This window comes from Frigoribacterium sp. AC759, assembly GCF_979256015.1.
This window is the reverse complement of record NZ_CEEDMT010000009.1, coordinates 25625-51417: the sequence shown is the minus strand read 5'-3', so window position 1 is coordinate 51417 and position 25793 is coordinate 25625. Positions and strand designations below refer to the sequence as shown.

Genomic DNA, 25793 nt, shown 5'->3' with positions numbered 1-25793 from the left:
GCATGACTGACGAGCAGAACCGTCCCGCCGACGACGAGCAGTCCGAGCCGGTCGTCCGAGACAAGCGGCGACTCGACCCCGAGACCGGCGAGGTCCGGCCCGAGGCGAGCGCCGACGTCCCGTCCGAAGACGGCGGCACCGCAGCGGTCGACGGGGTCGACGACCTCCCGACCGTCGAGGCGCCCGACGTCGAGGTGCCGAGCGACGCCGAGGCGCCCGAAGGGGCGGCCGAGGCCGCGGCTTCGATGAGCGCCGAAGACGAGGCCATCCTCGACGAGGCGAGCCGCGATCTCGTCGCCGACATGCGCCAGGACATGCTCCGTGCGCAGGCCGAGCTGGTGAACTTCCGCCGTCGCGTCGAGCGCGACCGCGAGGCGAACCGCGAGGCCGTCGTCGCCGAGGTCGTCCGGTCGCTGCTGCCCGCGCTCGACGACCTCGTCCGCGCCGAGCAGCACGGCGACCTCGCCGAGGGTCCGATGACCGTCATCGCGCAGAAGATCCGCGGGGGTCTCGACAAGTTCGGGCTCGTGCAGATCGGCGCGAAGGGCGACGTCTTCGACCCGACCATGCACGACGCCCTCGTGCAGCTGCCGAGCCCCGACGTGACCGTCAACACGGTCGCCGACGTGATCGAGCCCGGCTACAAGATCGGCGACCGGGTCATCCGGGCCGCCAAGGTCGCGGTGCACGCACCGCAGTAGAACCACACCGCGACGGGAGTCGCGACCGGGGGGGGGGGGGGGGGGGGGGCGGTGGGCGCCTCGAGACGGCGCCCACCGCCTCCCACATTCTCTCCGGCAGCCCCTCGCGGGCGGCCAAGATCCATGGAAGGAGGTGCCGCATGGCGAGTCAGGACTGGTTCGATAAAGACTTCTACGCCGTCCTCGGTGTCTCCAAAGACGTCACCCCCGCCGAGTTGAAGAAGGTGTACCGCAAGCTCGCTCGCAAGTACCACCCCGACTCCAACCCGGGCGACGCGGCCAGCGAGGCGAAGTTCAAAGAGGTCAGCGAGGCCCACTCGGTGCTCGCCGACCCCGAGCAGCGCAAAGAGTACGACCAGGTGCGCGCCATGGGCGGCGGTGCCCGCTTCTCGGCCGGCAGCGGCGGCCCCGGCGCCCGAGGCGGCGGCTTCGAGGACGTCTTCGGCGGCATGTTCGGGCAGGGCGGCGGCGGTCAGCGCACGCAGTACCGGCAGCCCGGCGGCGGTGGCGGCGGCTTCGACGACATCTTCAGCGGCATGTTCGGCGGCGGCGGGGGCGGCTTCGGTCAGACCAGCGGCGGCTACCGCGGGTTCGGCGGGCCGCAGAAGGGCCGCGACATGACGGCCACGACCACGCTCGACTTCCAGACCGCCATCGTGGGCGAGACCATCTCGCTGCAGGCCTCCAACGGCAAGCCGATGAAGGTCAAGATCCCGGCGGGCGTGCACGACGGCCAGAAGATCCGCCTCCGCGGTCGCGGCGAGCCCAGCCCCGACGGCGGCGAGGCCGGCGACCTCGTGCTGACGATCGCGGTGCGGAAGCACCCCGTCTTCGAGCTCGACGGCCAGAACCTCCGTGTCGACGTGCCCGTGACGTTCGCCGAGGCGGCGCTCGGCGCGACCATCGAGGTGCCGACCCTCGGCGGCGACCCGGTGCGTCTGCGCGTCGCGGCCGGCACTCCGAGCGGCCGCGTGCTGCGGGTCAAGGGGCGCGGTGTCGCGACCAAGAACGGCACCGGCGACCTGCTCGCCACGGTGCAGGTGGCCGTGCCGGCGCATCTGAACGACAAGGCCCGCGAGGCCGTCGAGGCGCTGGCCGCCGCGCTGCCGGCCGAGAACCCGCGCGACGACCTGATCGCCCGCGCCCGGGCCTGATCGGACGACGACGATGACCGAGCGCAGAGACCCGGCCGACCCGGCGACCGGCTGGGCGATGGACGAGTCGTCGCCGATCTTCGCCATCGCGACCGCGGCCGAGCTGGCCGGCATGCACGCTCAGACGCTGCGGCAGTACGACCGGCTCGGTCTGGTCGTGCCGCAGCGGACGGCCGGCAAGTCGCGTCGCTACTCGATGCGCGACGTCGTGCAGCTGCGCGAGATCTCGCGCCTCGGCGGCGAGGGCGTCTCGCTCGAGGGCATCAAGCGCATCCTCGAGCTCGAGAACCAGGTGACCGCCCTGAACTCGCGGGTGCGCGAGCTCGAGCGGGCACTCGCCGACGAGCTCGTCAACCGCCCCGGCAGCCGCGTCTTCGCCGCCGGCGAGAGCGGCGTGGTGCCGCTCAAGCACGGCACCCGCCCGGCACGCCAGACGTCGCTCGTCGTCTGGCGTCCGCTCCGCTGACGCGGGCTCACCGCCGCACCGGTACCGTGTCGGGGTGATCGACTTCGACCGGCTCCGCCGATGGCCCGACGTCGAGGCGCCCGAGCTGCTGGCCCACGACGCCACCGACCGGCTGCTGCTCGACACCGCCGAGGAGGCGCTGGTCGCCCATCCCGACCGGGTCACGGTGATCGGCGATCGCTACGGCGCCCTCGCCCTCGGCGCAGCCGACCTCGTCGGCGCGCACCCGATCCGCTCGCACCAGGACGGCCGTTCGGGCGAACTGGCGCTCGCCGCCAACAGCGAGAGGCTGGGGTCGTCGGCCGTGGTCGTCGGGCATGCGCTCGACGCCGCGCTCGTCGACGGCGCCCGGGTCGTGCTGCTGCAGCTGCCCCGGGGGCTCGACGCCCTCGACGAGATCGCGGCGCTCGTGGCCCGGCACGCCGACCCCGACGTCCAGGTCTTTGCCGGCGGGCGCGTCAAGCACATGACCACCGCGATGAACGACGTCCTCGCGCGTCGCTTCGCCTCGGTGACGGCGGGGCTGGCCCGACAGAAGTCGCGCGTCGTCACCGCGACGGGGCCGGTCCGAGGAGGCGCGCCCGACTGGCCGCGCACCTCCCGCCACGGTGATCTGGTCGTCGTCGCCCACGGCGCCGCGTTCGCCGGATCCACCGTCGACATCGGCACGCGGGCGCTGCTCGAGGCGCTCAGCGGGGTGGAGCCCGGGGCTGCGCCGGGGGCTAGGCCCGGGGCTTCGCCTGCGCACGAGACCCCGCTCGCGGTCGATCTCGGCTGCGGAACGGGCGTGCTCGCCACGTCGTGGGCGCGCGACCACCCCGGCTGGCGGGTGATCGCCACCGACCAGTCGTGGGCCGCCGTGTCGTCTGCTGAGGCGACGGCCGCCGCCAACGGGGTCGCCGACCGGGTGGAGGTGCGGCGCGACGACGCCGGGTCGTTGATCCCCGACGGGGCGGTCGATCTGGTGCTGCTCAATCCGCCGTTCCACGTCGGGGCGACGGTGCATGCCGGCATCGCGCACAAGCTGTTCGACGCCGCGGCTCGGATGCTCGCCCCCGGCGGCGAGCTCTGGTGCGTGTGGAACTCGCCGCTCGCCTACCGCGGTGCGCTCGAGCGCGCCGTGGGCCCCACGCGACAGGTCGCCCGCACCGCCAAGTTCACGGTGACGGTCTCCGTCCGACGCTGAGGTCGGCTCGAGCCGGCCTAGAGGCTCAGTGACGCGTCGATGTAGGCCAGCAGGGCGGCGGCGTAGGCGTCCTCGGGGTCGGCGGCCCGGAAGACGCGCTCTCCGCCCGACGAGTCGACCCGGACCTCGTAGACGATCCGCTCGGCTGTCGGGTCCGCCTCGTCGACGTCCGTGGCCGTGGCCGTGTCGCCGGAGCCGTCGCCGTCGCCGTCGCCGTCGGCCGAGGAGGCGCGGGTCAACGAGCGGAACGACCGCGCCAGCAGGGCCCTCAGCTGGTCTTCCCGGGGCAGCCAGAGCGACTGGTCGGCGGCGACGGAGTCGAGCGCCCACTCGGTCGTCCCGTTGAAGCCGAGGACGGTGCCCGTCGGGTACTCGTGGGCCTCGATGGTCATCTCGCTGATGGTGAAGACGTCGCCGACGAACTCGCCTCGATCGATGACGAACCGGTCGCCGGTGGTCGGATGCCAGCGCAGCCCGGCGTCGTGGAGGCGGCGGGCCAGAGTCACATCGAGCATCGTCCCAGTCTGCGCTCGCCCGAGCCGATGCGGCCCGACGCGCCTCGGGCGCCGGCCGGCCCGAACCGGATCGGGTCGAGCGCGTCGTCGGCGTGGCCCGCGGCCTGCTGCGTGAAGACGAGCGTGTACACGTGCTCGGGGCCGAACCGGCGGGTGAACGACCAGTCGCCGTTCCGGTCGGCCGTGGGGGCCGCGAGCTGCACCCCGGAGGCCGTCGAGACGTCGATCGTCGCGAACGGCGTCGCGCGTCCGGCGAACCTCACGTCGACGTCCCTGTCGTAACCGTCGTCGACCACCGGGGAGTCGATGGTCATGCGCTGCCAGACGGGTGCGAGGAGGGTGAGGCGCGTCTCGTCGGTCTCGCCCGCTCTGTCCTGCTGCACGGTGAGGATGTAGTCGCTCCGCGGCCCGAGCTCGCGCTGGATGCTCCAGCGGCCGTCGAGATCGACCTCCGACGTGCCCATGGCCGCACCCCACTGGTTCGTCACCCGCACGGTGGCGCCTGGCGTGCCCGTGCCGCCGAGCGTGACGGGACCCGGGCGGTAGGTCTCGCCGTCGTCGTGGCTGGTCACGGCGACCGGCCGCAGGGCGATGTCGGGCGCCCAGACGAACCGCAGCGCGTCGCCCTGGTCGGTCGTCGCCGCCTGCTCGATCGTCAGCGTGTACGTCCGGACGGGGCCGTACGCCCGGGTGTTCGACCAGGTGCCGTCCGCGGCGACCGGCGCCTGGAAGAGCACCGAGCCGAGGTCGGTCGTCACCGTCACGGTCGAGTGCGGAGTCGCGACTCCGCGGAACTCGGTCCGCGCACCCGGCTCGTAGCGGTCGCCGACCTCCGGGCTGAGCAGCTGCAGTGCCCGCCAGGCCGGCGGGTTCAGCACGAGCTCGACGGTGTTCGTCTCCGATCCGCGGGTCTGGACGACGGTCAGCGCGTACGAGGCTCGAGGCCCCATGTCGCGACGGACCGACCAGCGCCCGTCGGTGCCGACGGTCGTGGTGCCCATCGAGACGCCCCACTGGTTGGTGATGGCGATCGTCGCCCGGGGAGTGCCCGCGCCGGCCAGCGTCACGGGACCCGGCACGTACTCGCCGCCGTCGACGTGGCTGGTCACGGTCGCCGGCACCCACCCGATGATGGGCGTCAGGCGCAGTCGGACCTGGTCGGGCTGCCCGTCGGGCGCCGTCTGCGAGATCCGCACGTCGTAGTCGGCCACCGGACCGAGTTCGGCCGGCGCGCTCCACTCGCCGGTGGTCTGCGACGCCCGCGTGGCGAAGAGGCGTCGATCCCACTGGTTGGTCGCCGTCACCCACGCCCCGGGGGTCGCGACGCCGCTGAAGGTCGTGAGGCCCGGCACGTAGCTGTCGTTCGCCGCGTGGCTGGTGACCTCGAGTGCTCGGAACGAGCCCAGGGGGAGCAGGGTGAACTCGGCCGACGACGAGGTGCGGCCGTCGACCAGGGTCTGCGTCGCGGTCAGCCGGTAGGCGGCCGTCGGCCCCCACGCGCGTTCGAACGACCAGGCGCCGTCGGCGTCCGCCACGGCGCGACCGGCCTCGTTCGTCCACTGGTTGCGGACCACGACGCGGGCGTACGGCGTCGCCGTCCCCGAGAGGGTGGTGGCTTCGCCGCTGCGGTACCAGCCGTCGGCCGGTCCGTCGACGACGACCGGCGAGAGCTCCTGTCGAGCGTCCGCGACGACCCGCACCCGGTCGGCCGACCGGACGTCTCCCCGTGCCCGCTGGGCGACCTCGATGGTGCTCTCGTCGTGCGACGGCGGCAGCTCCACCTCGACGGACCACGCGCCGTCCACGACGGCCGCGGTCTCCGAGCGGCCGTCGACCTCCACGGTGACCTCGGCCCCGGGCGCACCGGTGCCCGACACGGTCGTCCCGCCGGGGACGACCTGGCCCGAGACGGGCGCGACCAGGTCGACCGCCGGTCCGAAGTCGACCTCGGCGCTCGTGCGTCCGGCGGGTGCGCCGTCGATGCTCTGCACGACGTCGAGCACGTGCCGATCCGGGCCGAGGTCGGGGTCGATCTCGAGCGCCCAGGCCTCGTCGACGACCTCGGTCGTCCCGAGAGGGGCGTCGTCGACGCTCATCTCGATGCGAGCCCCCTCGTGGCCTTCGCCGGACACCACCGCACGCTCGTCGAGCGCGTCGGGCAGCGTCACCTGGGCCGTCACCTCGCGGGGCGGCACCGTGATGGTGGTCGGCGTCGAGCCGACGGCGCGGAAGTCGCTGGGGGCACCCGTCCCCGAGAAGCCGAAGCCGAGCGAACCCGCCGCAGCGGACGCGGATGCCGGCGTGGCGACGTCGACCGTCCACCGGACCTCGCTCCCGGACGGCAGCACCTCGGCCGCATCACGCCAGTGCAGATCGTAGGAGGCGCGGCGACCGTCGGCCGCGGTCGTCCCGCCGACGAGATCCAGCCTGGTGTCGGGCGCCCACGTCCCGTCGGAGCCGCGACGTTCGGCGGACAGCGTCGTCTGGCCCGCCGAGAGGGTCGTGCCGCTCGGCGCGGTGATCTCGGCCACGCCCTCGAGGCGGGCGAAGTCGTCGATCGTCGTGACTCCGAGGAGCACGCCGGTGTCGGATCCGCGCTCGAGGTCGACGGTGGGGCCTGCCGCGGGGAGGATGCGGCCGCCGTCGACGACGTCGGCGTCGAGGGCGACCGCGTCGACGACCTCGCCGGCCACGACCTGCTCGATCCGGAGCTCGTTGTGCCCGATGGCGAGTCGCGTCGCGGTGATCCGGAAGGTCCCGTCCTCTCGGACGTCGGCCCGCACGGCACCGACCCGCACGGAGGCGAACGAGGTGGCCGTTCCCGTGATGACGGCCGTGCGGGCGATGTCGTTCACCTGGACCAGCTCGGCCTCGAGCGGGCGGCGATCGAACCGTCGGTCGGCGAGGGGCGCCGCCGGTGCCGTCAGCGCGGGTCGGAGGCCCGTGTTGGGCCACACCGACGGGTCGGCCGCCTGGACCGCGCCGAGTCCGACGTCGCCCGACGAGGGCCGCACCTGACCCTCGCGCGTCACCAGCCAGAGCCCCGCGGGGTCGTCGCAGGCGTCGGGCGCGGCGACGAGCGTGAGCGCGTCGGATCCGACCGGCAGGGACGTCAGGCACGCGTCGCCGGTGGGCAGGCTGACCGGAGCCGCCGCCGCGCCGGGCTCGGGCAGGGCCACGCGCGTGGCGGTGGTGAGCGCATCGGCCAGCTCCGCGTGCCGGGTGGCGCGGAACGAGTACCGGCCGTCGTCGTCGGGTTCGGGGCTCTCCCGGTAGGCCACGTAGCCGCCGTCGGCCGAGCGGAACGCCAGCGGGGTCGTGAACGGATTCGGGGTGACGGTCGACGCCACCGCCGGCGGCGTGAGGACCCCGCCGAGCAGGACGGCGGCGAGAGCGAGAGCGCCCGCCGCCTGAGGGAGTCGTTTCATGTGCTGGTCGTCTTTCTGGTCGTCGGAGGATCCCGGTCGAGGATCACGACTCTCATTAATGACACATGTCATCGGAATAAGCGACACGGACGACATGCCAGAGGGGCACCGCCGCCGGCGATGCCCCTCTGGGTGGTGCGCGTCGTGCCGCTCCGCGGACTCAGTCGGTCGGCGCGATCCGGTTCTCGTCGCCGTCGTCGACGACCTCGGGTTCGGCGCCGCCGTGCTCGACGACGTTGCCGTTCCCGCCGAACGCGACGTGTGCGACCTCCGCGACGACGACGGTGTTCCGGTCGCCCTCGAGGACGAGGCGCTCGACCTGGCCGAGGACGATGTCGCCGTCCACCCCGACGACGCTCACGGTCGAGCAGTCGCCGAGCTCGAAGCGTCCGTCGAGGTCGTCGGCGAGGATGGTGGCCACCCCGTCGACGCACTCTCCGTAGACGGTCTGGCTCGCCTCCGTCGTCGCGACGGCCGGCGTCGGTGACGACGGGCCCCCGTCCGGATCGTCGTCACCGGTGGTGCATCCGGTCAGGAGCGCCGCCGCCCCGAGGGCCGCGAGGAGTCGCAGGGATCGCGTCGGTCGTCTGGTCATGGTGTTCCTCTCGTCGATCGTCTCGTCTGTCGTGGCGCGCCGGGTGGCCCGCATCAGGAGCCGCCCGCCTCGTCGGCCGGTGCGAACGTGAATCGCGGGTACCCGCCGGTCTCTCCGGCGCGCGTCTCCTGCGTGAGGTCGATCACGTAGACGTGCGTGGGGCCGAAGCGCCGGGTGTGGGCCCACCGACCGTCGCGGTCCGCCGTGGTCTCGAAGAGCGGATTGCCGAGGGACGTCGTCGCGCGGATGGTGGCGAACGGCGTCGCCCGCCCCGTCACCGTGTAGTCGCGACCCTCGATGTATCCCTCGCCGGGGCTCGGGGCGGTCAGCTCGATGTCGCTGAACCGGGGAGAGCGGAGCTCGAACCCCGCGATCTCGTCCTGTCGTCCGTCCTTCGTCATGACCAGGCGCAGCACGTAGTCCGCGGTCGGTCCGAGAGTCCGGCGCATCGACCAGGTCCCGTCGCCGCCGACCTCGGGGCGGCCCATCAGGGTCCCCCACTGGTTCGTGATCTCGACCACGGCACCGGGGGCTCCCGTCCCGCGCAGCTCGATCTCGCCCGGCCGGTAGGTCTCGCCGGAGACGTGACTGGTCACGGCGAGCGGTGCCCACGGGAGGTCCGGAGCCCAGACGAAGGTGTCGAGGGAGTCGGTGCGGCCGTTCCGCGCCACCTGGGCGATGTCGATCCGGTACACGTTGTCCGGGCCGTAGACCCGGGTGCTCCGCCAGACGCCGTCGGCTCCCGTCTCGACCGAGAAGAGCGTCCCGCCGAGCGCGGTGGTGGCCGTGATGGTCGAGAAGGGGGTGGCCCGGCCGGTGAACTCGGTCGGTTCGCCCGGCGTGTAGCGGTCGCCGATCGACGGGCTGGTCATCGTGATCGGCTGCCAGACGGGGGCGAGCAGGCGCAGTCGCACCGAGTCCTCCTCGTCACGGAACCGCTGGGTGAACGTCAGGTCGTAATCGGCGTCCGGTCCGAGATCGCGTCGGAACGACCAGCTGCCGTCCGTGGCGATCGTGGTCTCGCCGACGACGACGCCGAACTGGTTCGTCGCGACGACGCGTCCGGTCGGCGTGCCCGTGCCGGTGAACAGCACGGGACCCGGCCGGTACGTCTCCCCGTCGACATGGCTGGTCACCGCCAGGTCGCGGAACGGCAGGTCGGGCGAGAGGGTCAGCCTGGTCTGCCCCGTCGTGCCGTCGGGGGCCTTCTGGGTGACGGTGATCTCGTACGTCGCGACGGGTCCGAGTCCGGTCGAGGCCGTCCAGACGCCGGCCATCTGGGAGGCGCGGGTCGAGAACAGCAGGCGATCGTACTGATTGCGCGCCTCGATGTAGGCGCCCTGCGTCGCACGGCCGGTGAAGGTCACGCTGCCGGGCACGTAGGTGCCGCCGTCTTCGTGGCTGGTCACGATGACGGGCACGAACGAGCCGTCGGCGTACAGCTCGAAGACGGGGGAGGACGACGTCTTGCCGTCGACCAGCGTCTGCGTGGCCGTCAGCTCGTACCGGGCCGAGGGCCCGAACGCCCTATCGAAGGCCCATCGACCGTCGACGTCGGCCTCGACCGTGGCGATGGTGAAGCCCCACTGGACGCGGATGTCGACGCTCGCGTACGGCGTGGCCGTCCCCTCGACGATGGTGCCCTCGAGCGGCGTGTAGAAGTGCGACGACGGCTCGGTGATGAGCACCTCGCGGAGCTCCTGCGGGGCGTCCGGCACGACCTGCGCCGTGTCGGTGGTGACGATGTCGCCGCGGGCGTGCTGCGACGCGGTCACGGCGACGGCGGTGTGGCCGGGGCGGATCTCGACCCGCGCCTCCCAGGCTCCGTCCGCTGTGACGGTCGTGTCGACCGTGGTGCCCGCCGCGGTGACGGTGATCTCGGCTCGGGGTGCGCCCGTGCCCCGCACGGTCGTCCGGCCGGGGACGATCTTGCCGTTCGCCGGTTCGACGACGTCGACGGCGGCGCCGAGGTCGAGCGCGGCCTCGACGCTGCCGAACGGGCGTCCGTCGACCGACTGCGAGGCCGTGAGGGTGTGGCGGCCGGGTCCGACCGAGACGGGGACGTCGAGCGACCAGCGACCGTCGACGACGCGCGCCTCACCGAGCACGGCGTCGCCCTCACGGACGGTCACCGTGCCTCCGTCGTCGCCGACGCCGCCGATGGTGGCGGGTCGTGTGACGTCGTCGAGCAGGGTGATCTCGGCGGTCAGGGTGGGCACGGCCTCGTCGACCGCGACCTGGAACGCCCCTTCGGCCAGCGTGGCACCGCCGGCGCCGCGGACGGCGACCTCGCCGCCCGTCAGCACGGCACCGGGCTCGGAGTCGGCGTCGAGGGTCAGACGGAACGCGGCGTACTGGTGCGCGGAGCCCCAGACCGCGGAGCCGTCGGTCGGCCCGTCGATCGTGACCGTGCGTCGATCGTTCGAGTAGGCGACGCGGTGGTCGTCGCGGGCCGTGTCGTCGGAGGTGCGCCGGGCCTCGGCGTCGGCGAAGCGGGTGCTCTCGGGGGCGGTCAGCGTCATCGCCCCCTGCACCTCGGTCGCCTGGACGTCGCTGCGTCCCCAGTCCGTGGTGCCGCCGGGCGTGCTGGCCCCTACGCGGGTGTCGATGTCCGCCGAGCCCACGACGGTGGTCGCGGTGCTGCCGGCGGCCCGGTAGTCGCCGGCCGAGCTGTCGCCGCGGTACACGTAGCTCATGCTCGACTCGAGGGGAGCCGAGGAGGCGGGGGTCGTCACGGACAGCCCGTAGCGGTAGTACTGACCCGCGGCCAGAGTCCCCGAGCCGCTGGCCAGATCGAAGGTCATCGTCCGGCCGCCGTCTCCGACCCGGCCGTTCGTGAGGTCGAGACGGGGAAGCGGGGTCCAGGTCGAGCCCTCGCCGGCGGTGTTCACGCCTGCGGTGACGCGTGTCTGCCCCGGTGTGAAGGTCGACCCCTCGGGGGCCGTCAGCTCGACGACGCCCGTCATGCTCGCTCGGACGGCTCGGTTCGAGACGATGAAGGGCACCTCGGTCTCGCCGCCTCGCGCCAGCTCGACGCGCGAGACCGGCGCCGGCACCACTCGCCCGCCCTCGACGATGTCGATGCGTGCCGTCTGGGTGTCCCGATCGACGCCTCCGACTCGCTGGATCACATCGATGTTGTTGGCCCCTACCGCGAGATCACGGACATCGAGCGACCAGATGCCGGTCGTCGGGTCCGCGGTCGTCGTCCGACCCTGAGCTCGGACCTGGGCGTTCTTCGTCGCCGTACCCGACAGGACGGCTGTGCGGGCGATGTCGTTCACGCGGTCGACGCGCACGACGAGCGGGTCGGCCTCGAATCGGCTGCCTCCGAGCGGATAGCCTCCGGCGGAGAGGAGAGGGCGCAGACCGGTGAACGGCCAGTATCCCGTCTGAGCTGGCTGGGTCGGCCCCATGCCCGTGGAGCCGAAGAACGAGATGACGCGGCCATCCCGCGTGACGGACCAGGTGTAGCCGTACCCGCCGCAGTAGGCCTTCGATGCGACGAGGGTGCGACCCGGCCCCGCCCCATCGAGGGTGGTCAGGCATTCACCGCCGGCGAGTTTGACGATGGCGTCGCCGGCGCCGGGGTCCGGCAGAGAGACCGAGACGGCCGACCCAGCGGCTTGAGAGTAGGTCGCGTGGGTCGTCGCGCGGAAGCTCCGCATTTCGATGTCGCCGACAGGTGGCCCGGGGGAGTAGGCGATGTAACCGCCCGTGGGATTCTGGAAGACCAATGGTGAACTGAACGAGGTGGGCGCAGGCGCTGCTGACGCGGGGAGGGTCATGCCCCCGGCGAGGAGTGCTGCGACGACCCCGCCGGTCAGCAGTCTCCGGATGGTTCTTCTCATGTGATCGCTTTCGTGAGGCGCCGTCGGACGCGGCGCAGCAGATGACATGCTTACTTAAAACATCTGTAATTCCAAACAGAGGACCGCTTGTGTTTCGAGCGCCCGCGCGTAAACTTGAGTCCGTCCCACTCAAGTTTCGAGAAAGGCTGTTCCATGGCGAACATGCAGGGTGCCCCGGCCTCCGACCAGAAGCAGAAGTCGGCTCTCGAGAAGTACGGCGTCGACCTCACCGCGATCGCCCGCAGCGGCAAGCTCGACCCCGTCATCGGTCGCGACTCCGAGATCCGCCGCATCAGCCAGGTCCTGACCCGCCGCACCAAGAACAACCCCGTGCTGATCGGCGAGCCCGGTGTCGGCAAGACCGCCGTCGTCGAGGGTCTCGCGCAGCGCATCGTGGCCGGCGACGTCGCCGACAGTCTCAAAGACAAGCGGCTCATCAGCCTCGACCTGGCCGCCCTCGTGGCCGGCGCGAAGTACCGGGGCGAGTTCGAGGAGCGCCTGAAGGACGTCCTCAAGGAGATCACCAAGAGCGACGGCCAGGTGATCACGTTCATCGACGAGCTGCACACGCTGATGGGCGCCGGCGGCGGTGAGGGCTCGGTCGCCGCCTCGAACATGCTCAAGCCGATGCTCGCCCGGGGCGAGCTCCGTCTGATCGGCGCCACCACCCTCGACGAGTACCGCCAGTACATCGAGAAGGACGCCGCGCTCGAGCGCCGGTTCCAGCAGGTCTACGTCGGCGAGCCGAGCGTGGAGGACACCGTGGCCATCCTGCGTGGCCTCAAAGAGCGCTACGAGGCGCATCACGGTGTCACGATCACCGACGGCGCCCTCGTGGCGGCCGCCTCCCTGTCGAACCGCTACATCCCCAGTCGCCAGCTGCCCGACAAGGCCATCGACCTCGTCGACGAGGCGGGCTCGCGACTCAAGATGGAGATCGACTCGTCGCCGGTCGAGCTCGACCAGCTCTACCGGGGCCTGGTGCGCCTCCAGATCGAAGAGCTAGCCCTCAAGAAGGAGACCGACGACGCGGCGAAGGCCCGACTCGCCGCCCTGCGGGAGCAGATCGAGCAGCAGCAGGCCGCCTACGACGATCTGAACGCACGGTGGCAGGCCGAGAAGGCGGCCCTGCAGGGCATCGGCACCCTCCGCAGCGACCTCAACGAGGCGCGCATCGACGCCGACCGGGCGCTCCGCGAGGGACGCTACGAGGACGCCGCCCGCATCAGCTACGAACGCATCCCCGACATCGAGAAGAGACTGCACGACGCCGAGTCGTTCGAGAAGTCCGGCGACCGCCTGGTCAGCGACTCGGTCGCCGACTCCGACATCGCCGAGGTCGTCGCGGCCTGGACGGGCATCCCGGTGGGGCGCCTCCTCAGCGGCGAGACCGAGAAGCTGCTGCACCTCGAGAGCGAGCTCGGGAGGCGCATCATCGGTCAACGCGCGGCCGTCTCGGCGGTCAGCGAGGCCGTCCGGCGCACCCGCGCGGGCATCAGCGACCCCGACCGCCCCACGGGCTCGTTCCTGTTCCTCGGGCCGACCGGCGTCGGCAAGACCGAGCTCGCCAAGGCGCTCGCCGACTTCCTCTTCGACGACGAGAAGGCCCTCGTCCGCATCGACATGAGCGAGTACGGCGAGAAGCACAGCGTGTCCCGTCTCGTGGGCGCGCCTCCCGGGTACGTCGGGTACGAGGCCGGCGGTCAGCTGACCGAGGCCGTCCGCCGCCGTCCGTACAGCATCGTGCTGATGGACGAGGTCGAGAAGGCGCACCCCGAGGTCTTCGACGTGCTGCTGCAGGTGCTCGACGACGGCCGGCTGACCGACGGCCAGGGGCGCACGGTCGACTTCCGGAACACGATCCTCGTGCTGACCTCGAACCTCGGGTCGCAGGTCATCACCGATCCGACCCTGAGCGACCCCGAGAAGGAGGAGCTCGTGCAGGGGCTCGTCCGGCAGGCCTTCAAGCCCGAGTTCGTGAACCGTCTCGACGACATCGTGGTGTTCTCGACGCTCACCGCCGACGACCTCGGGCAGATCGTGTCGCTCTACGTCGACCGTCTCGGCCGCCGCCTGACCGATCGTCGCCTGTCGCTGGCGGTCACCCCAGACGCCCGCGCCTGGCTCGCGGAGCGCGGGCACGACCCGATCTACGGCGCACGACCGCTGCGCCGGCTGATGCAGCGGCAGATCGACGACAAGCTCGCGATGGCGCTGCTCGGCTGCGACGTCGTCGACGGCGACACCGTCCGCGTCGAGGTCGCTCCGGGAGGCGACTCGCTCACGGTCGCCCGCTTCGACGTGGTCGAACCCGAGGCCGAGGTGCTCGACGACCTGCCCTAGACCCGACTGGCCGCAGACCCGACCCGACCTGGCCCGACCTGTTCTAGTCGGCTCGGGCCGCGGCCACGAAGGCGCGGATCAGCTCGACGTCCTTCACCCCGCGGGACGACTCGACGCCCGAGCTGACGTCGACCCCTGCGGGTCGCAGCTCGTCGATGCGGGCGGCGACGGTCTCGGGGGAGAGACCGCCGGCCAGGATCCAGTCGCGATGCGGCGGAGCGGCCAGCAGGGGGGCGCCGTCGAAGGTGGCGCCGGCGCCGGGGGCGAGCGCATCGATGAGCAGTGCGTCTTCACGGAACCCGCGCCGCGCCTCCTCGGACTCGTCGGCGTACGCGTCGACGCTCACGGCCCGGATGACCCGGAACCCCGCGGCCTGCACCGTGGCCACGTCGCCCGGCGACTCGTCTCCGTGCAGCTGCACGGTCGCGACCCCCGCGGCGCGTGCCAGCTCGACGACCTCCGCGACGGCCTGGCCGCGGAACACGCCCACCGTCTCGACCGACGACGGCACCCGGCCGACCAGCAGTCGCGCGGCGGATGGCTGCAGGGTGCGCGGACTGCCCGCGGCCAGCACGAACCCCACCGCGTCGGCGCCCGCCTCGACGGAGGCGTCGACGGCTTCGTCGGTCGTGAGTCCGCAGATCTTCACCCAGGTGCGCATGACGGACAGTCTGCCCCGAGGTCGACCGCGAGGGTCACACCGGGAGGCGCGGTGCCGGGCTCGAAGAGGGCCGACCGTCGGACGCGCCCTGGTCGTAGTACCCCGAGCCGTAGCCGTCGCTCGCCTTCTTGGAGCGGGTCATGGTGACGACGACGCCGAGGCAGCGGACGTCGGCGATGTCGAAGGCCCGGAGGGCGGCGGCGAGCTCGGCGCGCTTCGACCTCTTGGCGGCGGCGACCATCAGCACGCCGTTCGTGATGGCGCCCAGCAGGGTCGCATCGGCGACCGGCAGCACCGGGGGCGCGTCGATCAGCACGTAGTCGAAGCGCGAGGTCAGCGACTCGACCAGCAGCTGCATCTGCGCCGATCCGAGCAGCTCGCTGGGGTTCGGCGGCACACTGCCGGCCGGCAGGACGCTGAGCGCGTGAGCGCCCCACGGCTGCAGCACGTCGTCGAGCTCGAAGCGGCCGATCAGGACGTCGGTGAGGCCGACGGCCCCCTCGAGCCCCATGATGTCGGCCACGCGGGGGCGTCGGAGGTCGCCGTCGACGAGCGCCACCCGGGCTCCCGTCTCGGCCAGGACGACGGCGAGGTTGGTCACCGTCGTGGACTTGCCCTCCGACTGCTGGGCCGAGCTGACGACGAACGCTCGCTTCGATGCGCCGTTGTCGAGGAAGCGGAGGTTCGCGCGCAGCGTGCGGAAGGCCTCGGCGGCCCGACCGCGGTTGGCGTGCTGCACGATCAGCGGGCGCTCCGCGGTGTCGCGGACGAACGGGACCGAGCCGACGACCGGCGGGGCGAACGACGCCTCGACGTCGGCCGCCCCGTGGATGCGAGTGTCGAGCACCATGCGAGCGGCGGCCGCCACGAGGCCGAGGAGGAGGCCGACGAGTGCGCCGATCACCGCGTTGGTCCGCAGCGACGGCGACGACCGGGTGGAGGGGATCTCGGCCGGCTCGGTGACCAGCAGGGTGACGGACGATGCGTCGGAGCCGGCGGGGCGCTCGATCTCGTTCTCGACGACGTCCCGGAAGCGCTCGCTGACGGCGTCCGCGATGTCGCGGGCCCGGGTCGGATCGGGGTCCGTCGCGGTGATGTCGATGAGCACGCTGCGCGAGGGTGATGAGGCCGACACCTGCGTCGCGAGGGACTGGCGGGTCACGCCGAGGTGTTCGGCGACGGGCTCGAGCACCGTCGACTTCGTCACGAGGTCGAGATACGACCGGACGCGCTGCTCGGCGGCGTTGCCGCCCTGGAGGAGATCGTTCGCACTCTGCGTGACGGTGAGGTCCACCGAGACGTAGACCTGCGTGGTCGACGTGTACAGCGGCGGCTGGATCGAGGCGAGGCCGACACCCCCGAAGGCGCCGAGCACGAGTGACGCGATCAGGAGGAGCCAGTTCTTCTTGGCCACGTCGCCGACGGTGGATGAGGTCACGGTTCTCCCTGGGCTGAGTATTGATATGTAGCATCCTATACACATCTGAGGATCGATCACAAGGGAGTGATGGGCCCTCAGATTGCTGTTGCCCATATCAACATGATATTCTACTATGTCACTCATGTCCTCTCCTGGAAGTCTCGGCCTCTCACGTGCGATCGCCGCCCTCGCGGTCGCCATCGTCCTGGTGTGGTCGCTCCTCTCCGGGGTCCCGACCGGGGTGGGTGCCGAGATGCGCGTGTTCGGCCTCACCGTGGTCGTGGCGGTCGTCTGCACCGGTCTGCTCGTCCGATCTGCCCCCCTCGGGCTCTGGAGCGGAGGGCCGATGTTCTTCGTCGTGCTCGTCCTCTTCCATGTGCCGCTCGTGGCGTTCTCCCTCGCCGGGGCCGACATCCCGGGCGACGACGTCGACTACTTCTCGCTGTGGTTCACCCCGAACGGCCAGGTCCTCCGGGCCGTCTGGCTCGTGGCCCAGGCTCTGCTCGCCTTCACGCTCGGCTACGTCCTGCTCGGACGACGGCGGCCGACCGGCTCCGGTCCCGCCGTGCAGGCGCTCGACGACGAGGCGGGGCGGGCGCGCGCGCAGACGGAGGCGGCCATGACCCTCACCGGCACGGTCATCGTCGTCGTCACGGTCGCCTACGTCCTCGGCACGATCGCCCTCGTCGAGCCCGGGCTGCTGCTCGGGCAGGGGGGCAAGCGGCTGTACGACGCGACCGTCGCGGCCAACCCGTCGCTCACCGCCGGCATCACCTTCACGCTCTCGGGCATGTCGCTCGTCGTCGCGGGCCGCAGGTCGTCCGTCCGGACGGTCGGGCTGGTGTTCTTCGGCGTCTTCGCCGCGAGCACTCTGGTGATGGGGTCGCGGTCGTCGGCGCTCTACGCCCTCGTCGGCCTCGTGGTCGTCCTCGCGCGCCTCCGTCCCATGCCGCGTCAGGTGATCGCGGTGCTGGTGGTCGTGACGGGACTCGTCGTCGTCAGCAGCGTCGAACGCATCCGCGACGACGGTCTCGCCGACACGAGCGTCGGCGAGATGCTCGGCTCCCCGCTCGCGGCGACCGTCGAGATGGGCGCGACCCTGAGACCAGTCGTCGAGACCGTGTCGTGGGTCGATCAGGGTGAGGCCCATCGTCACGGCATGACCTTCGCGGTCGGCACCATCCGATTCGTCGAGCTGCTCGCCGGGGTCGACCGTGAGTACTCGGCGGTCGATCCGCGCCTCGTGGGCACGCTGCTGCGCGACAGGGTCGAGCACTACGCGATCGGCTACTCGATCGTGGCCGAGTCGTTCCTGAACTTCGGCACCACCGGTTCGGCCCTCCTGTTCGTCGCTTTCGGCATGACCTTCGGTCGGTGGGACCGCCGAGGCCTCGGTCGTCCCGTCGACGCGGCGGTCTACGGCGTCGTCTTCTCCGCGCTGCTCGCCACGGTGCGGTCGACCTCCACGACGACCGTCACCACGATCCTGCTCGGTCTCGCGGCCGTGGTCTTCTCGATCTGGCTCGGTTCGATCCGCCATCGATCCGCCGAGCGGGCCGTGCAGCAGGCGGCGGACCGTGCGGCGAGGCTCCCGGCGACGGCGACGGCGACGGCGACGGCCACGGCCACGGCCCCGGAGCCCGTGTCTGCGGTGGCGGCGCCGTGACCGCCCGACCCTCGCGCGCCTCCTGGTCGGGCCCGGCGGTGGCCGCCGCCTCCGGGCTGGCGGGCAAGGGCGTCCAGTTCGTCGCGCTGACCACCCTGGCGCTCGTCGTCTCGCCGACGGAGTTCGGGCTGTTCTCGCTCGTGCAGGCGACGGTCTTCGGCGTCGCCTCGCTGAGCAGCTCCGCCTTCGCCGTGTCGGCGGCGGCTTCGGCGGCCCGTCGTCGCACCGCGACGGAGGGTGCAGGAGGCGCGGCGAGGGAATCCCCTCTCGTCGCCTTCGCCGAGGCCGTCCGCGGTCGCAAGCGCTGGTTCGGCGCCGTGGCGCTCGCCGACGGCGCCGTCGTCTCGGTCGGTCTCTCGGTCGTCTACGGGCATCCCGAGCTCGCGCTCGCCGCGTTCGCGGTGGGTCTCGCCGCCGGCGGCATCACGGTGACCGAGACCTTCGTCGGCGTGCTGGCGGGGTCGGGGCGCACCGTGTCGACCGCGGTCGTCGACGGGTCCCGGGGTCTCGTCTCGGGTCTTCTGGCCGTCGCCGGCGGGCTGTGGGCGGGGGCCCTCGGCGCGGCCGTCGGTCTCGTGCTGCTCGACGCCGTCGTCGCTCTCTGGGTCCTGGCGGCCGTCGCCCGGTGTTCCCGTCGGCCGGGTGTCGAGGCGCTCCTCGGGTCGCGACCGGCGTCGTCCGCAGGGGTGACCGCAGGAGTGACCGCGGCGTCGACCGGCGATCGAGGCGTGACGCTGACCGGGCTCGCCGCGGCCTCGGCGGGTCAGATCGGGCCGTGGGTCGTGCTGTGGGCGCTGCAGATGGTCGGGGGACTCGAGGCCGTGGCGACCTTCGCCGTCGCCAACCGCTTCGCCGCGCTGGTGCTGCTCGTGCCCGTCTATCTGGGCAAGAACATGGTCGGGCGTCTGGTGATCGACCCGCGGTCGGGTCGATCGCCCCTCCGTGCCGACCGGTTCGTCGCGATCGTCGGCGCGGTCTGCCTCGCCTGCGCGCTGATCGCCGGGGTCGTGCAGTGGGGCGCCGCCGGGCTGCTGACCGACCGGTACCCGGGCGTCGTCGTGGCGGGCGTCGTCCTGCTGGCCGCCGCCGTCGTCCGCGGCGTGGCGACGGCCCTCTCGATGGTCTGCGCCGCTCGGGGGCACCTGCGCGTCTGGCTGGCGAGCGACCTCGTGGCGACGGCCGCGTCGGTCGCCGTCTGCCTCGTGGCCGTGTCGGCCCCCGGGGTGGGCGACCCGCAGCTGTGGCTGATGGCGTCGGTGCTCGTCGGCGCGGTCGTCTGCGCCCTCGTCAGGTCGGCGCGACTCGTCCGACGTCCGAGATCGGACCGAGGGCCCGTCACACATCTCTGAATATCTGTCAGCAATGTGATATTCTACAAAGCGGCCTACGAAGACAGACGAAGGGGAGGCCGTGACGGTTCTCATCACCGGCGGCGCCGGGTTCATCGGCAGCACCATCGCCTCGGCCTGCGCCGACCGAGGGCACGACGTGATCGTGCTCGACGATCTGTCGACGGGTGTCGCGGCCTTCGCCGATCGCCACCGCTTCTACCGGGGCGACATCGCCGACGCGGCCCTGATCGATCGGATCGCCCGCGAGAACCCCGACATCGACGTCGTCGTGCACTGCGCCGCCAAGATCGTCGTGCCCGACTCGGTCGCCGATCCGCTCGGCTATTTCGACTGCAACGTCGCCCGCACCGTCTCCCTCCTGACGAGCCTCACGCGCAACGGCCTCGATCGCGTCGTCTTCAGCTCGTCGGCGGCGATCTACGAGACGCCGATCGACGGCGTCGTGCACGAGGGGTCGCCGCTGGCGCCGCTCAGTCCGTACGCCGACACCAAGGCCGTCGTCGAGCGCGTGCTCGAGGCCGGCGCGACGGCCGGCGGCCTCCGGGCCGTCGCCCTCCGCTACTTCAACCCCATCGGGGCCGATCCGGCGCTCCGCACCGGTCTTCAGCTGCCGACGCCGAGTCATGCGCTCGGCAGACTGGTCTCCGCCTGGCAGGCGGGGTCGCCCTTCACCGTCACCGGCCTCGACTGGCCGACCCGAGACGGTTCGGGGGTGCGCGACTACGTGCACGTCTGGGATCTCGCCGAGGCTCACGCCCTCGTCGTCGACCGGTTCGACGAGGTCGTCGACGCGTCCAGGCCGTTCCGGGCCCTCAATCTCGGCACCGGTCGGGGCACGACCGTCCTCGAGCTGGTCGAGGCCTTCGCGCGCGTCGTCGGCGACGCCCCCCGGGTCGAGGTCGCGGGGCGGCGGGTCGGCGACACGGCCGGTGCCTTCGCCGACGTCTCGGCCGCCCGCGACCTGCTCGGCTGGGAGGCGCGCCTGACCGTCGACGACGGCATCGCCGACGCCCTGCGCTGGGCCGACGCCGCGCGGGCCTCCGGCCTCCACGACACCACCGCGGTCGCATCCGTCTGACCGTCCCGCCCCCTTCGACAGGAGTCATCATCATGCGCGTCCTCCTCGACGCCGCCATCTTCGGCGCACCCCCCGAGTTCCGTGCTCGCAACCTGCAGGAGTCGGGCGAGTCGCTCCTCCTCGACGGTCTCGTCGCGGCCGGCATCGACGTCACCCCCGTCGCCCCCGTTCTGCACACCAGCTGGCGGGGTTACGACGTCGTCCACCTGAACCACCTGACCAGGTCGTGCGTGCGTCTGCTCGCCCCGACCCGGTCGAAGGTCGTCTTCACGCGGCACAAGACCGAGGCCCCCGCCTCGCGGCTGCAGCAGCGGGTGCTCGCCGGCGCGTATCGGCACAGCGACGCCCTGGTGGTGATGAGCGAGACCGAGCGTGCCCTCGTGCTCGACACCGTCGACGGGGTCGACCCCGCACGGATGCACGTCATCGCGAACGGCGTCGAGCCCTCGCACTTCCCGTCGCGCCTCCGTCGGCGACCGGCCGGGGGCGAGCCCTGGCGGTTCGTCTCGGTCGGGCAGCTGATCGAGCTCAAGCGGGTCGACCTCACGGTGCGACTGATCGCCGACCTGCGCCGTGAAGGGGTCCCCGCCGTGCTCGACATCGTGTCGCAGCGCGAGACCCTCCGGCCCGAGCTCGAGCGGCTCGCGGCCGAGCTCGGGGTGGCCGACGCCGTGACCTTCGTCGGCCCGCAGACCCGTGCCGAGCTCGGGCGGCGCCTGCTCGACGCGCACTTCCTGGTCGTGGCGTCGCGGACGGAGGCGCAGCCCACGGTCGTCACCGAGAGCGGCTTCTCGGGGCTGCCGGTGATCTCGTTCCGGGTCGGCGGTGTCGTCGAGCAGCTGCCGGCCGCCCACCCCGTGCTCGAGGTCGCCGATGTCGGCAGTCTGCTGCCGCTCACGCTCGACCTGATGCGCGACTACGAGGACGTCGCGGCGGGCTTCGCCGACAACGCCGCCCCGATGCGCGAGCGCTTCTCGATCGAGCGGATGGTCGCGGCGCACATCGAGCTCTACCGCGGCCTGGCCGGCTGACGCGACCGGAGAGACCGAGGAGGCGCGACCTGTCTGGCAGGTCGCGCCTCCTCGTCCGTGTGGTGCCGCCCGATCGGTCCGGGCTGTCGTCGACGGGCAGTCGGCGGCGGACGACGCCGCCGCCGGCACGCCGAGGTGTCAGTCGCGCGCAGCGACCTCTCGTCCGTCGGCCTCGCCGCTGAAGACCCAGCGGAGGTCGGCGTCACCGAGGGCCGCGCCGGTCGTGACCTCGACGTCTGCGGCCCAGCGGATCTCCGAACCGGGTTCGAGCCCGAGATCGCCGGTCGTCCGCACCGACAGGGTCATCGAGCGCCCCTCGCGCCCGAGCGTCGCGTCGTCGACCACCAGGTCGGGGGTGGCGACCCACCGGCCTCCGGGGGCGCGCACCCGGGTGACCAGCGCCTCCTCGGCGTCGGTGAACACGGTGCCGGCAGGAGCGATGAGCTCCAGGCGACCGGTGAGCCCGTCGAGGGCGGTCGTGGTCTGGACGACGAACGGGACGGGGGCCGACCCTCCCCGCAGCAGGGTCACCGTCTCGTCGACCTGGCCGGCGACGAGGCTCGCGACGCCCTCCGGGATGGTGGGCGTGCCGCCGCGGGCGTCGAAGGCGCCGGTCTCCGAGGTGCCGGTGACGGCGTAGCCGAGGGCGCTGGCCCCCGGGTCGGCGTCTCGGGCGGTCACGACGTCGAGCGACCAGCGCAGCACCTCGTGCCGGGGCGACGACCAGTTCGGTGCCGCATCGTCGATGGGCGCCCACGAGTACTCGTACCGGGTCCCGTCGGCCGAGCGGGTGCCGGTCAGGCGCATGCCTCTTCCGTCGGGGAGGTCGTCGCGGTACCAGGCGCCGCGGATCGTGTCCTGGCCGGCGGCGAAGGTGCTGCCGGTCGGCGCCGTCAGGGTGATCGTCCCCGTGGGTCGCGTGAGGGCCGCGGTCGAGACGGCGACCTCGAACGGCACGCGGGTGGTGCCGCCTCGAGCCAGCGTGACCTGCTCAGCGGACCTCGGCGAGAGCGCACCGTGCTCGACGGACGACGTGGAGACGGACACGTGAGCCCCGGCGAGGGCGATCGACCCGCCGACCGCGGTCACCTCGGCGAGCCCGCCGCCGAGCAGGGTGTCGGCGGGGGCGTCCTCCGCGACGTCGAACGAGACGGTGACGTGGTTGTCGCCGCCGGGGCCGTAGGCGACGGAGCCGTCACCGGTCCGACTCGTGATCGTCACGCGGCGCCGGTCGTCGGCGTAGGCGTAGTCGATGGACGGCCACGCGTGGTCGTCGCTCGTGCGACGGACCTGAACATCGGCGATCGTCGTGCCGGCGGGCGCCTCGACCGTCATCACGCCCGATTGACGCGATCGGACGTCCACCCGCGCGGTGTCGGTGGTCTCGCCGGGCAGGCCCCGAGCGACCGTCGCCGCGGCCCCGCGACCGGGGATCGCCGTCACGGGCACGAGGCGGGTGCCGTCGACCTTCAGGAGGCGCACGGTCGCCGCATCGCGCGGCTGCTGGATGTCGTCGTCCCACCAGATCAGGCGCGTGTTCGCCTCGCGGTGTCGGACGACGACGTACCAGCCGTCCTCGGCGCGACTGCCGTCGAAGGCCTTCGCGACCGAGTGGGCGGTGTCCTGGCCCTCGATGGAGAGCGACGAGCGTTCGCGACCGCGGTCGTCGTAGACCGTCACGCCGACGTACTCCCGCCCGCGGAAGCTGTCGTGGCTGGGGTAGCCGGACGAGGCGGAGAACCGCAGTTCGTGCGTGGCGGGCTCGAGCGCCATCCAGCCGATGTAGCGGGACGCGATGCCGATGAACTCGAACATGCTGCCGGGTCGCACGGTGAGCGGAGTCGAGAACATCTCGCGGATGCCCGACTCGTTCGCGACCGTCACTCCCGCCGTTCCGGCACCGACCCCCGCCGCGTTCGCGCGGACGGTGTGATCCTGAACCCGGATCGACCCGACGCCGTCGGAGTTCGCGAGCCCCGTCGCCTCGGGGGCGGTGGCCAGCTGTCGCTGTCCGACGGCGACCTGCTCGTCGATCCGGTCGATCGATCCCGTCGGGTAGGTGAAGGCCGGCATCGTGTACTCGCGGATCCGGTCGCGACTGTGCCGGTTCCGCCAGATGGGCTCCGCGAGAGCCGGCAGCTCGGCCATCGCGGTCGACGTGGCCGGCGACAGGGCGATGCCCCACTGGCGGAAGAACTCGCGGAGGTCTCGGTCGGCCACCCGGGCCGCCGTGATCGCGAACAGCTGGCGTTTCGCCTCGTCGGTCAGCGAATCGCTCTCGCCCCGGGCGGCGATGACTCGCATCTCCTGGTTGAGGCGAGGGTAGAACTCGTCGCCGAACCCCCGACGCAGGTGGTCGAAGACGATCTCGTTCGTGCCCGACGACGCGTACGAACGCTCCTCCACCGGGCGGGCGAAGTAGCGGTCGAGGGTGCTGAGGTGACCGGGGGAGTCGATGGTGCTCGACCAGCCCTGCGCCGACTCGATGTGCAGCGGCGAGATGTTCACCGTGACCTCGCTCAACCCCGCCCAGAGGTAGTTCGGGGCCTGATAGGTGTGACCGATCTCGTGCCAGAAGCCCCAGAGGCGGGTCTCGTCGCGCACGAACAGGTCGCGGGCGGCCCCGTTCGCCGGGAAGTTGATGCTCTCGTCGCCGGCCGTCGCGTACGCGCCGGGGATGTTGTCGGGCGACGCGACGTAGATGCGATGCGGGGCCTTGCGGGCGACACCCGTGGCGCCGTCGTGCAGGCCGTAGGTGTCGTTGGTGATCTCGACGCTGCGATCCCACATGGCCACCCGCGCGGGGACGTCCGCGGCGAGGATCTGCGCGCCGGTGCGCGATCGCTGGAAGTCGCCGAAGATGCGCTCGCCGATCACGGTGACGAACGGGGCGTCGGGGAGGCGGGCCATCTCGGCGCGCAGCTCGTCGTTCGTCGTCTGGCCGAGCACGAACGACGGGACGGGCTCGCCGCCCGAGAGCTCGACGTCGGCGGAACCGCCGTCGACGGTGCTCCGCAGGAAGACCATGCCGTCGAGCGACGCCGTGACGACGTTGACGCCCGGGGTGAGTGCCGAGTTCTGGCGGTTGCGCGCCCCGCCGCCGTTGTGCTCGGAGTGGGCTCCGTAGAGACCGATCACGAGCGAGAGGGCGGGCGCGCCCTCGGGTACGGTCACGGTCAGCTCCTCACCGGCGCGGACGTAGCGGGCCGTCGGCTGCAGGTCGCTGTGCCGCATCCGGCGGTTCTCGCGCTGTCGCTCCGTCTGCGCGTCGCCGAGGCCGTGCACGAGCACCGTCGTCGTCGCGTCGTCCTCGCTGAGGCGGATCGACGTCGGTCGGGGGCCGCCGGGGGTCGACGACGTGACGACGGCGTCGGACGCGCCGTGGCTCGACGACGGCCCCGCGGACGGGCTCGAGTCGCCGGGCGCGGCCGCCGCCACCGGCTGCGGCGCGGCGCCGACGAGCAGCGGGGCGGTCAACGCCGCCACGACGACGGTCGTGAGGGCGGAACGGGCGATACGCATGTGCATGATGCTCCCTGAGACAATGAAATCTCATATAGAATATCACACACCTGAGAAAGCGTCAGGGCCGCCATCAGGCGGGCGGCCTCGCCGGGGTCCTAGCTGCGGGCGACGACGAGCTCGCCGAGGGGCAGGCGCGTGCGGGGCGCCGTCTCGCGCTCGGCGAGGGCGTCGGCCAGCTTGTCGGCGCTGTCGACGACGCCGACCGCCGTGACCGTCATCGGCTTGAGGTTCTCGGCGAGGTCGAACGCCGCGACGATGCGCTCGAACTCGACACCGGCCATCTGGTGGGTGTGCAGACCCTCGGCCTGCGCCTGGACCGAGAGGTGGGCGACGGCCTGGCCGAGGTCGTACTCGGCGGTGGGGCGCAGGTCGCCCTCGACCGACGAGGTCTCGGCGATCGCGACGATCAGGGCGGACGCGTTCACGGCCCAGCCGGCGTTGAACCCGACGAGGGCGTCGACGATCGTGTCGAAGTGGTGCGTGCCGCGTCGGGCGACGACGAAGCGCGCCGGCTGGCTGTTGTTGGCCGACGGCGCCCAGCGGGCGGCCTCGAGCAGGGCGTCGAGCTGCTGGTCGCTGACCGTGGCGGCGGCGTCGAACGAGCGCGGGCTCCAGCGCTCGGCGAGCTCGCTGACGATCGGGACGCTGGTGACGGCGGTGCGGGCGGCGGTGGACGAGGTGGTCTCGGTGATCGACATGGCGCGTCTTTCTGCTGGGGGAGGGGGCGAGGAGGCGCGTCATCGGGCCGCCGATCCTGTAACGCATCAGGGCGCACCCGTCATTCCCGCGCCTCCTCGCCCGCCGTCCCGCCCACGGCCGGT

Annotated in this window: 17 protein-coding genes; 9 read left to right on the top strand and 8 right to left on the bottom strand. The window is 72.3% G+C overall.

All coding sequences use genetic code 11. The features are described from left to right. The first annotated feature begins 2 nt into the window (after window positions 1-2). The 4 genes from ACZ6JE_RS08930 to ACZ6JE_RS08915 all read left to right on the top strand — a co-directional run bounded on the left by ACZ6JE_RS08930 (window position 3) and on the right by ACZ6JE_RS08915 (window position 3507). Complete coding sequence (locus tag ACZ6JE_RS08930) at window positions 3-701, top strand: nucleotide exchange factor GrpE (RefSeq protein WP_464318732.1); 699 nt, start codon at window positions 3-5, stop codon at window positions 699-701. 140 nt (window positions 702-841) lie between these two features. Beyond that, entirely contained in the window at window positions 842-1855 is a 1014-nt protein-coding gene (locus ACZ6JE_RS08925) for a DnaJ C-terminal domain-containing protein (RefSeq protein WP_192061592.1), read from the top strand. Between the two features lie 58 nt (window positions 1856-1913). Further along, a complete protein-coding gene (locus ACZ6JE_RS08920) occupies window positions 1914-2321 on the top strand; it encodes a heat shock protein transcriptional repressor HspR (RefSeq protein ID WP_192061599.1) in 408 nt (135 codons plus the stop codon). A gap of 34 nt (window positions 2322-2355) precedes the next feature. Next, on the top strand, window positions 2356-3507 hold the full coding sequence (locus ACZ6JE_RS08915) for a class I SAM-dependent methyltransferase (protein ID WP_464318731.1): 1152 nt from the start codon (window positions 2356-2358) through the stop codon (window positions 3505-3507). A 17-nt stretch (window positions 3508-3524) separates the two neighbouring features. Here the strand turns inward: ACZ6JE_RS08915 and ACZ6JE_RS08910 are convergent, their stop codons facing one another. From ACZ6JE_RS08910 to ACZ6JE_RS08895, 4 genes are all read right to left on the bottom strand, one after another. Then, complete coding sequence (locus ACZ6JE_RS08910) at window positions 3525-4022, bottom strand: pilus assembly protein CpaE (protein WP_192061590.1); 498 nt, start codon at window positions 4020-4022, stop codon at window positions 3525-3527. Continuing rightward, the gene (locus tag ACZ6JE_RS08905) at window positions 4010-7450 is read right to left on the bottom strand and encodes an Ig-like domain-containing protein (protein WP_464318730.1); all 3441 of its coding nucleotides are present in this window, start codon (window positions 7448-7450) and stop codon (window positions 4010-4012) included. The genes ACZ6JE_RS08910 and ACZ6JE_RS08905 overlap by 13 nt, the downstream gene beginning before the upstream one ends. 160 nt (window positions 7451-7610) lie before the next feature. Next, window positions 7611-8045, bottom strand: coding sequence for a DUF3060 domain-containing protein (locus ACZ6JE_RS08900; protein WP_192061588.1), 435 nt, complete (start codon window positions 8043-8045; stop codon window positions 7611-7613). A 53-nt stretch (window positions 8046-8098) separates the two neighbouring features. Beyond that, a complete protein-coding gene (locus tag ACZ6JE_RS08895) occupies window positions 8099-11896 on the bottom strand; it encodes a hypothetical protein (RefSeq protein WP_464318729.1) in 3798 nt (1265 codons plus the stop codon). A 153-nt stretch (window positions 11897-12049) separates the two neighbouring features. On the opposite strand from ACZ6JE_RS08895, the gene ACZ6JE_RS08890 reads away from it, so the two are divergent. Then, window positions 12050-14239, top strand: coding sequence for an ATP-dependent Clp protease ATP-binding subunit (locus ACZ6JE_RS08890; protein ID WP_464318728.1), 2190 nt, complete (start codon window positions 12050-12052; stop codon window positions 14237-14239). 43 nt (window positions 14240-14282) lie between these two features. Here ACZ6JE_RS08890 and ACZ6JE_RS08885 read toward each other — a convergent pair whose 3' ends face one another. Together ACZ6JE_RS08885 and ACZ6JE_RS08880 are read right to left on the bottom strand one after the other, a co-directional pair. Next, window positions 14283-14900 carry a phosphoribosylanthranilate isomerase gene (locus tag ACZ6JE_RS08885; protein WP_464318727.1) on the bottom strand — a complete coding sequence of 206 codons (618 nt, stop codon included), beginning with the start codon at window positions 14898-14900 and terminating at the stop codon, window positions 14283-14285. 34 nt (window positions 14901-14934) lie between these two features. Next, on the bottom strand, window positions 14935-16338 hold the full coding sequence (locus ACZ6JE_RS08880) for a tyrosine-protein kinase domain-containing protein (protein WP_192061584.1): 1404 nt from the start codon (window positions 16336-16338) through the stop codon (window positions 14935-14937). Window positions 16339-16462: 124 nt separating this feature from the next. On the opposite strand from ACZ6JE_RS08880, the gene ACZ6JE_RS08875 reads away from it, so the two are divergent. The 4 genes from ACZ6JE_RS08875 (at window position 16463) to ACZ6JE_RS08860 (ending at window position 21447) form a co-directional block, all read left to right on the top strand. Beyond that, window positions 16463-17986 (top strand): O-antigen polymerase, encoded by a 1524-nt coding sequence (locus ACZ6JE_RS08875; protein ID WP_464318726.1) that lies wholly within the window; start codon window positions 16463-16465, stop codon window positions 17984-17986. After that, window positions 17983-19335 (top strand): hypothetical protein, encoded by a 1353-nt coding sequence (locus ACZ6JE_RS08870; RefSeq protein WP_464318725.1) that lies wholly within the window; start codon window positions 17983-17985, stop codon window positions 19333-19335. Before ACZ6JE_RS08875 ends, ACZ6JE_RS08870 begins: the two co-directional genes overlap by 4 nt. Window positions 19336-19396: 61 nt before the next feature. After that, a complete protein-coding gene (gene galE / locus ACZ6JE_RS08865; RefSeq protein WP_464318724.1) occupies window positions 19397-20416 on the top strand; it encodes a UDP-glucose 4-epimerase GalE in 1020 nt (339 codons plus the stop codon). A 32-nt stretch (window positions 20417-20448) separates the two neighbouring features. Next, the gene (locus tag ACZ6JE_RS08860; RefSeq protein WP_464318723.1) at window positions 20449-21447 is read left to right on the top strand and encodes a glycosyltransferase family 4 protein; all 999 of its coding nucleotides are present in this window, start codon (window positions 20449-20451) and stop codon (window positions 21445-21447) included. A gap of 138 nt (window positions 21448-21585) precedes the next feature. On the opposite strand, the gene ACZ6JE_RS08855 is transcribed toward ACZ6JE_RS08860, so the two are convergent. After that, entirely contained in the window at window positions 21586-24969 is a 3384-nt protein-coding gene (locus ACZ6JE_RS08855) for a M60 family metallopeptidase (RefSeq protein ID WP_464318722.1), read from the bottom strand. 98 nt (window positions 24970-25067) lie between these two features. After that, window positions 25068-25670, bottom strand: coding sequence for a nitroreductase family protein (locus ACZ6JE_RS08850; RefSeq protein WP_192061578.1), 603 nt, complete (start codon window positions 25668-25670; stop codon window positions 25068-25070). Window positions 25671-25793: the final 123 nt, after the last annotated feature.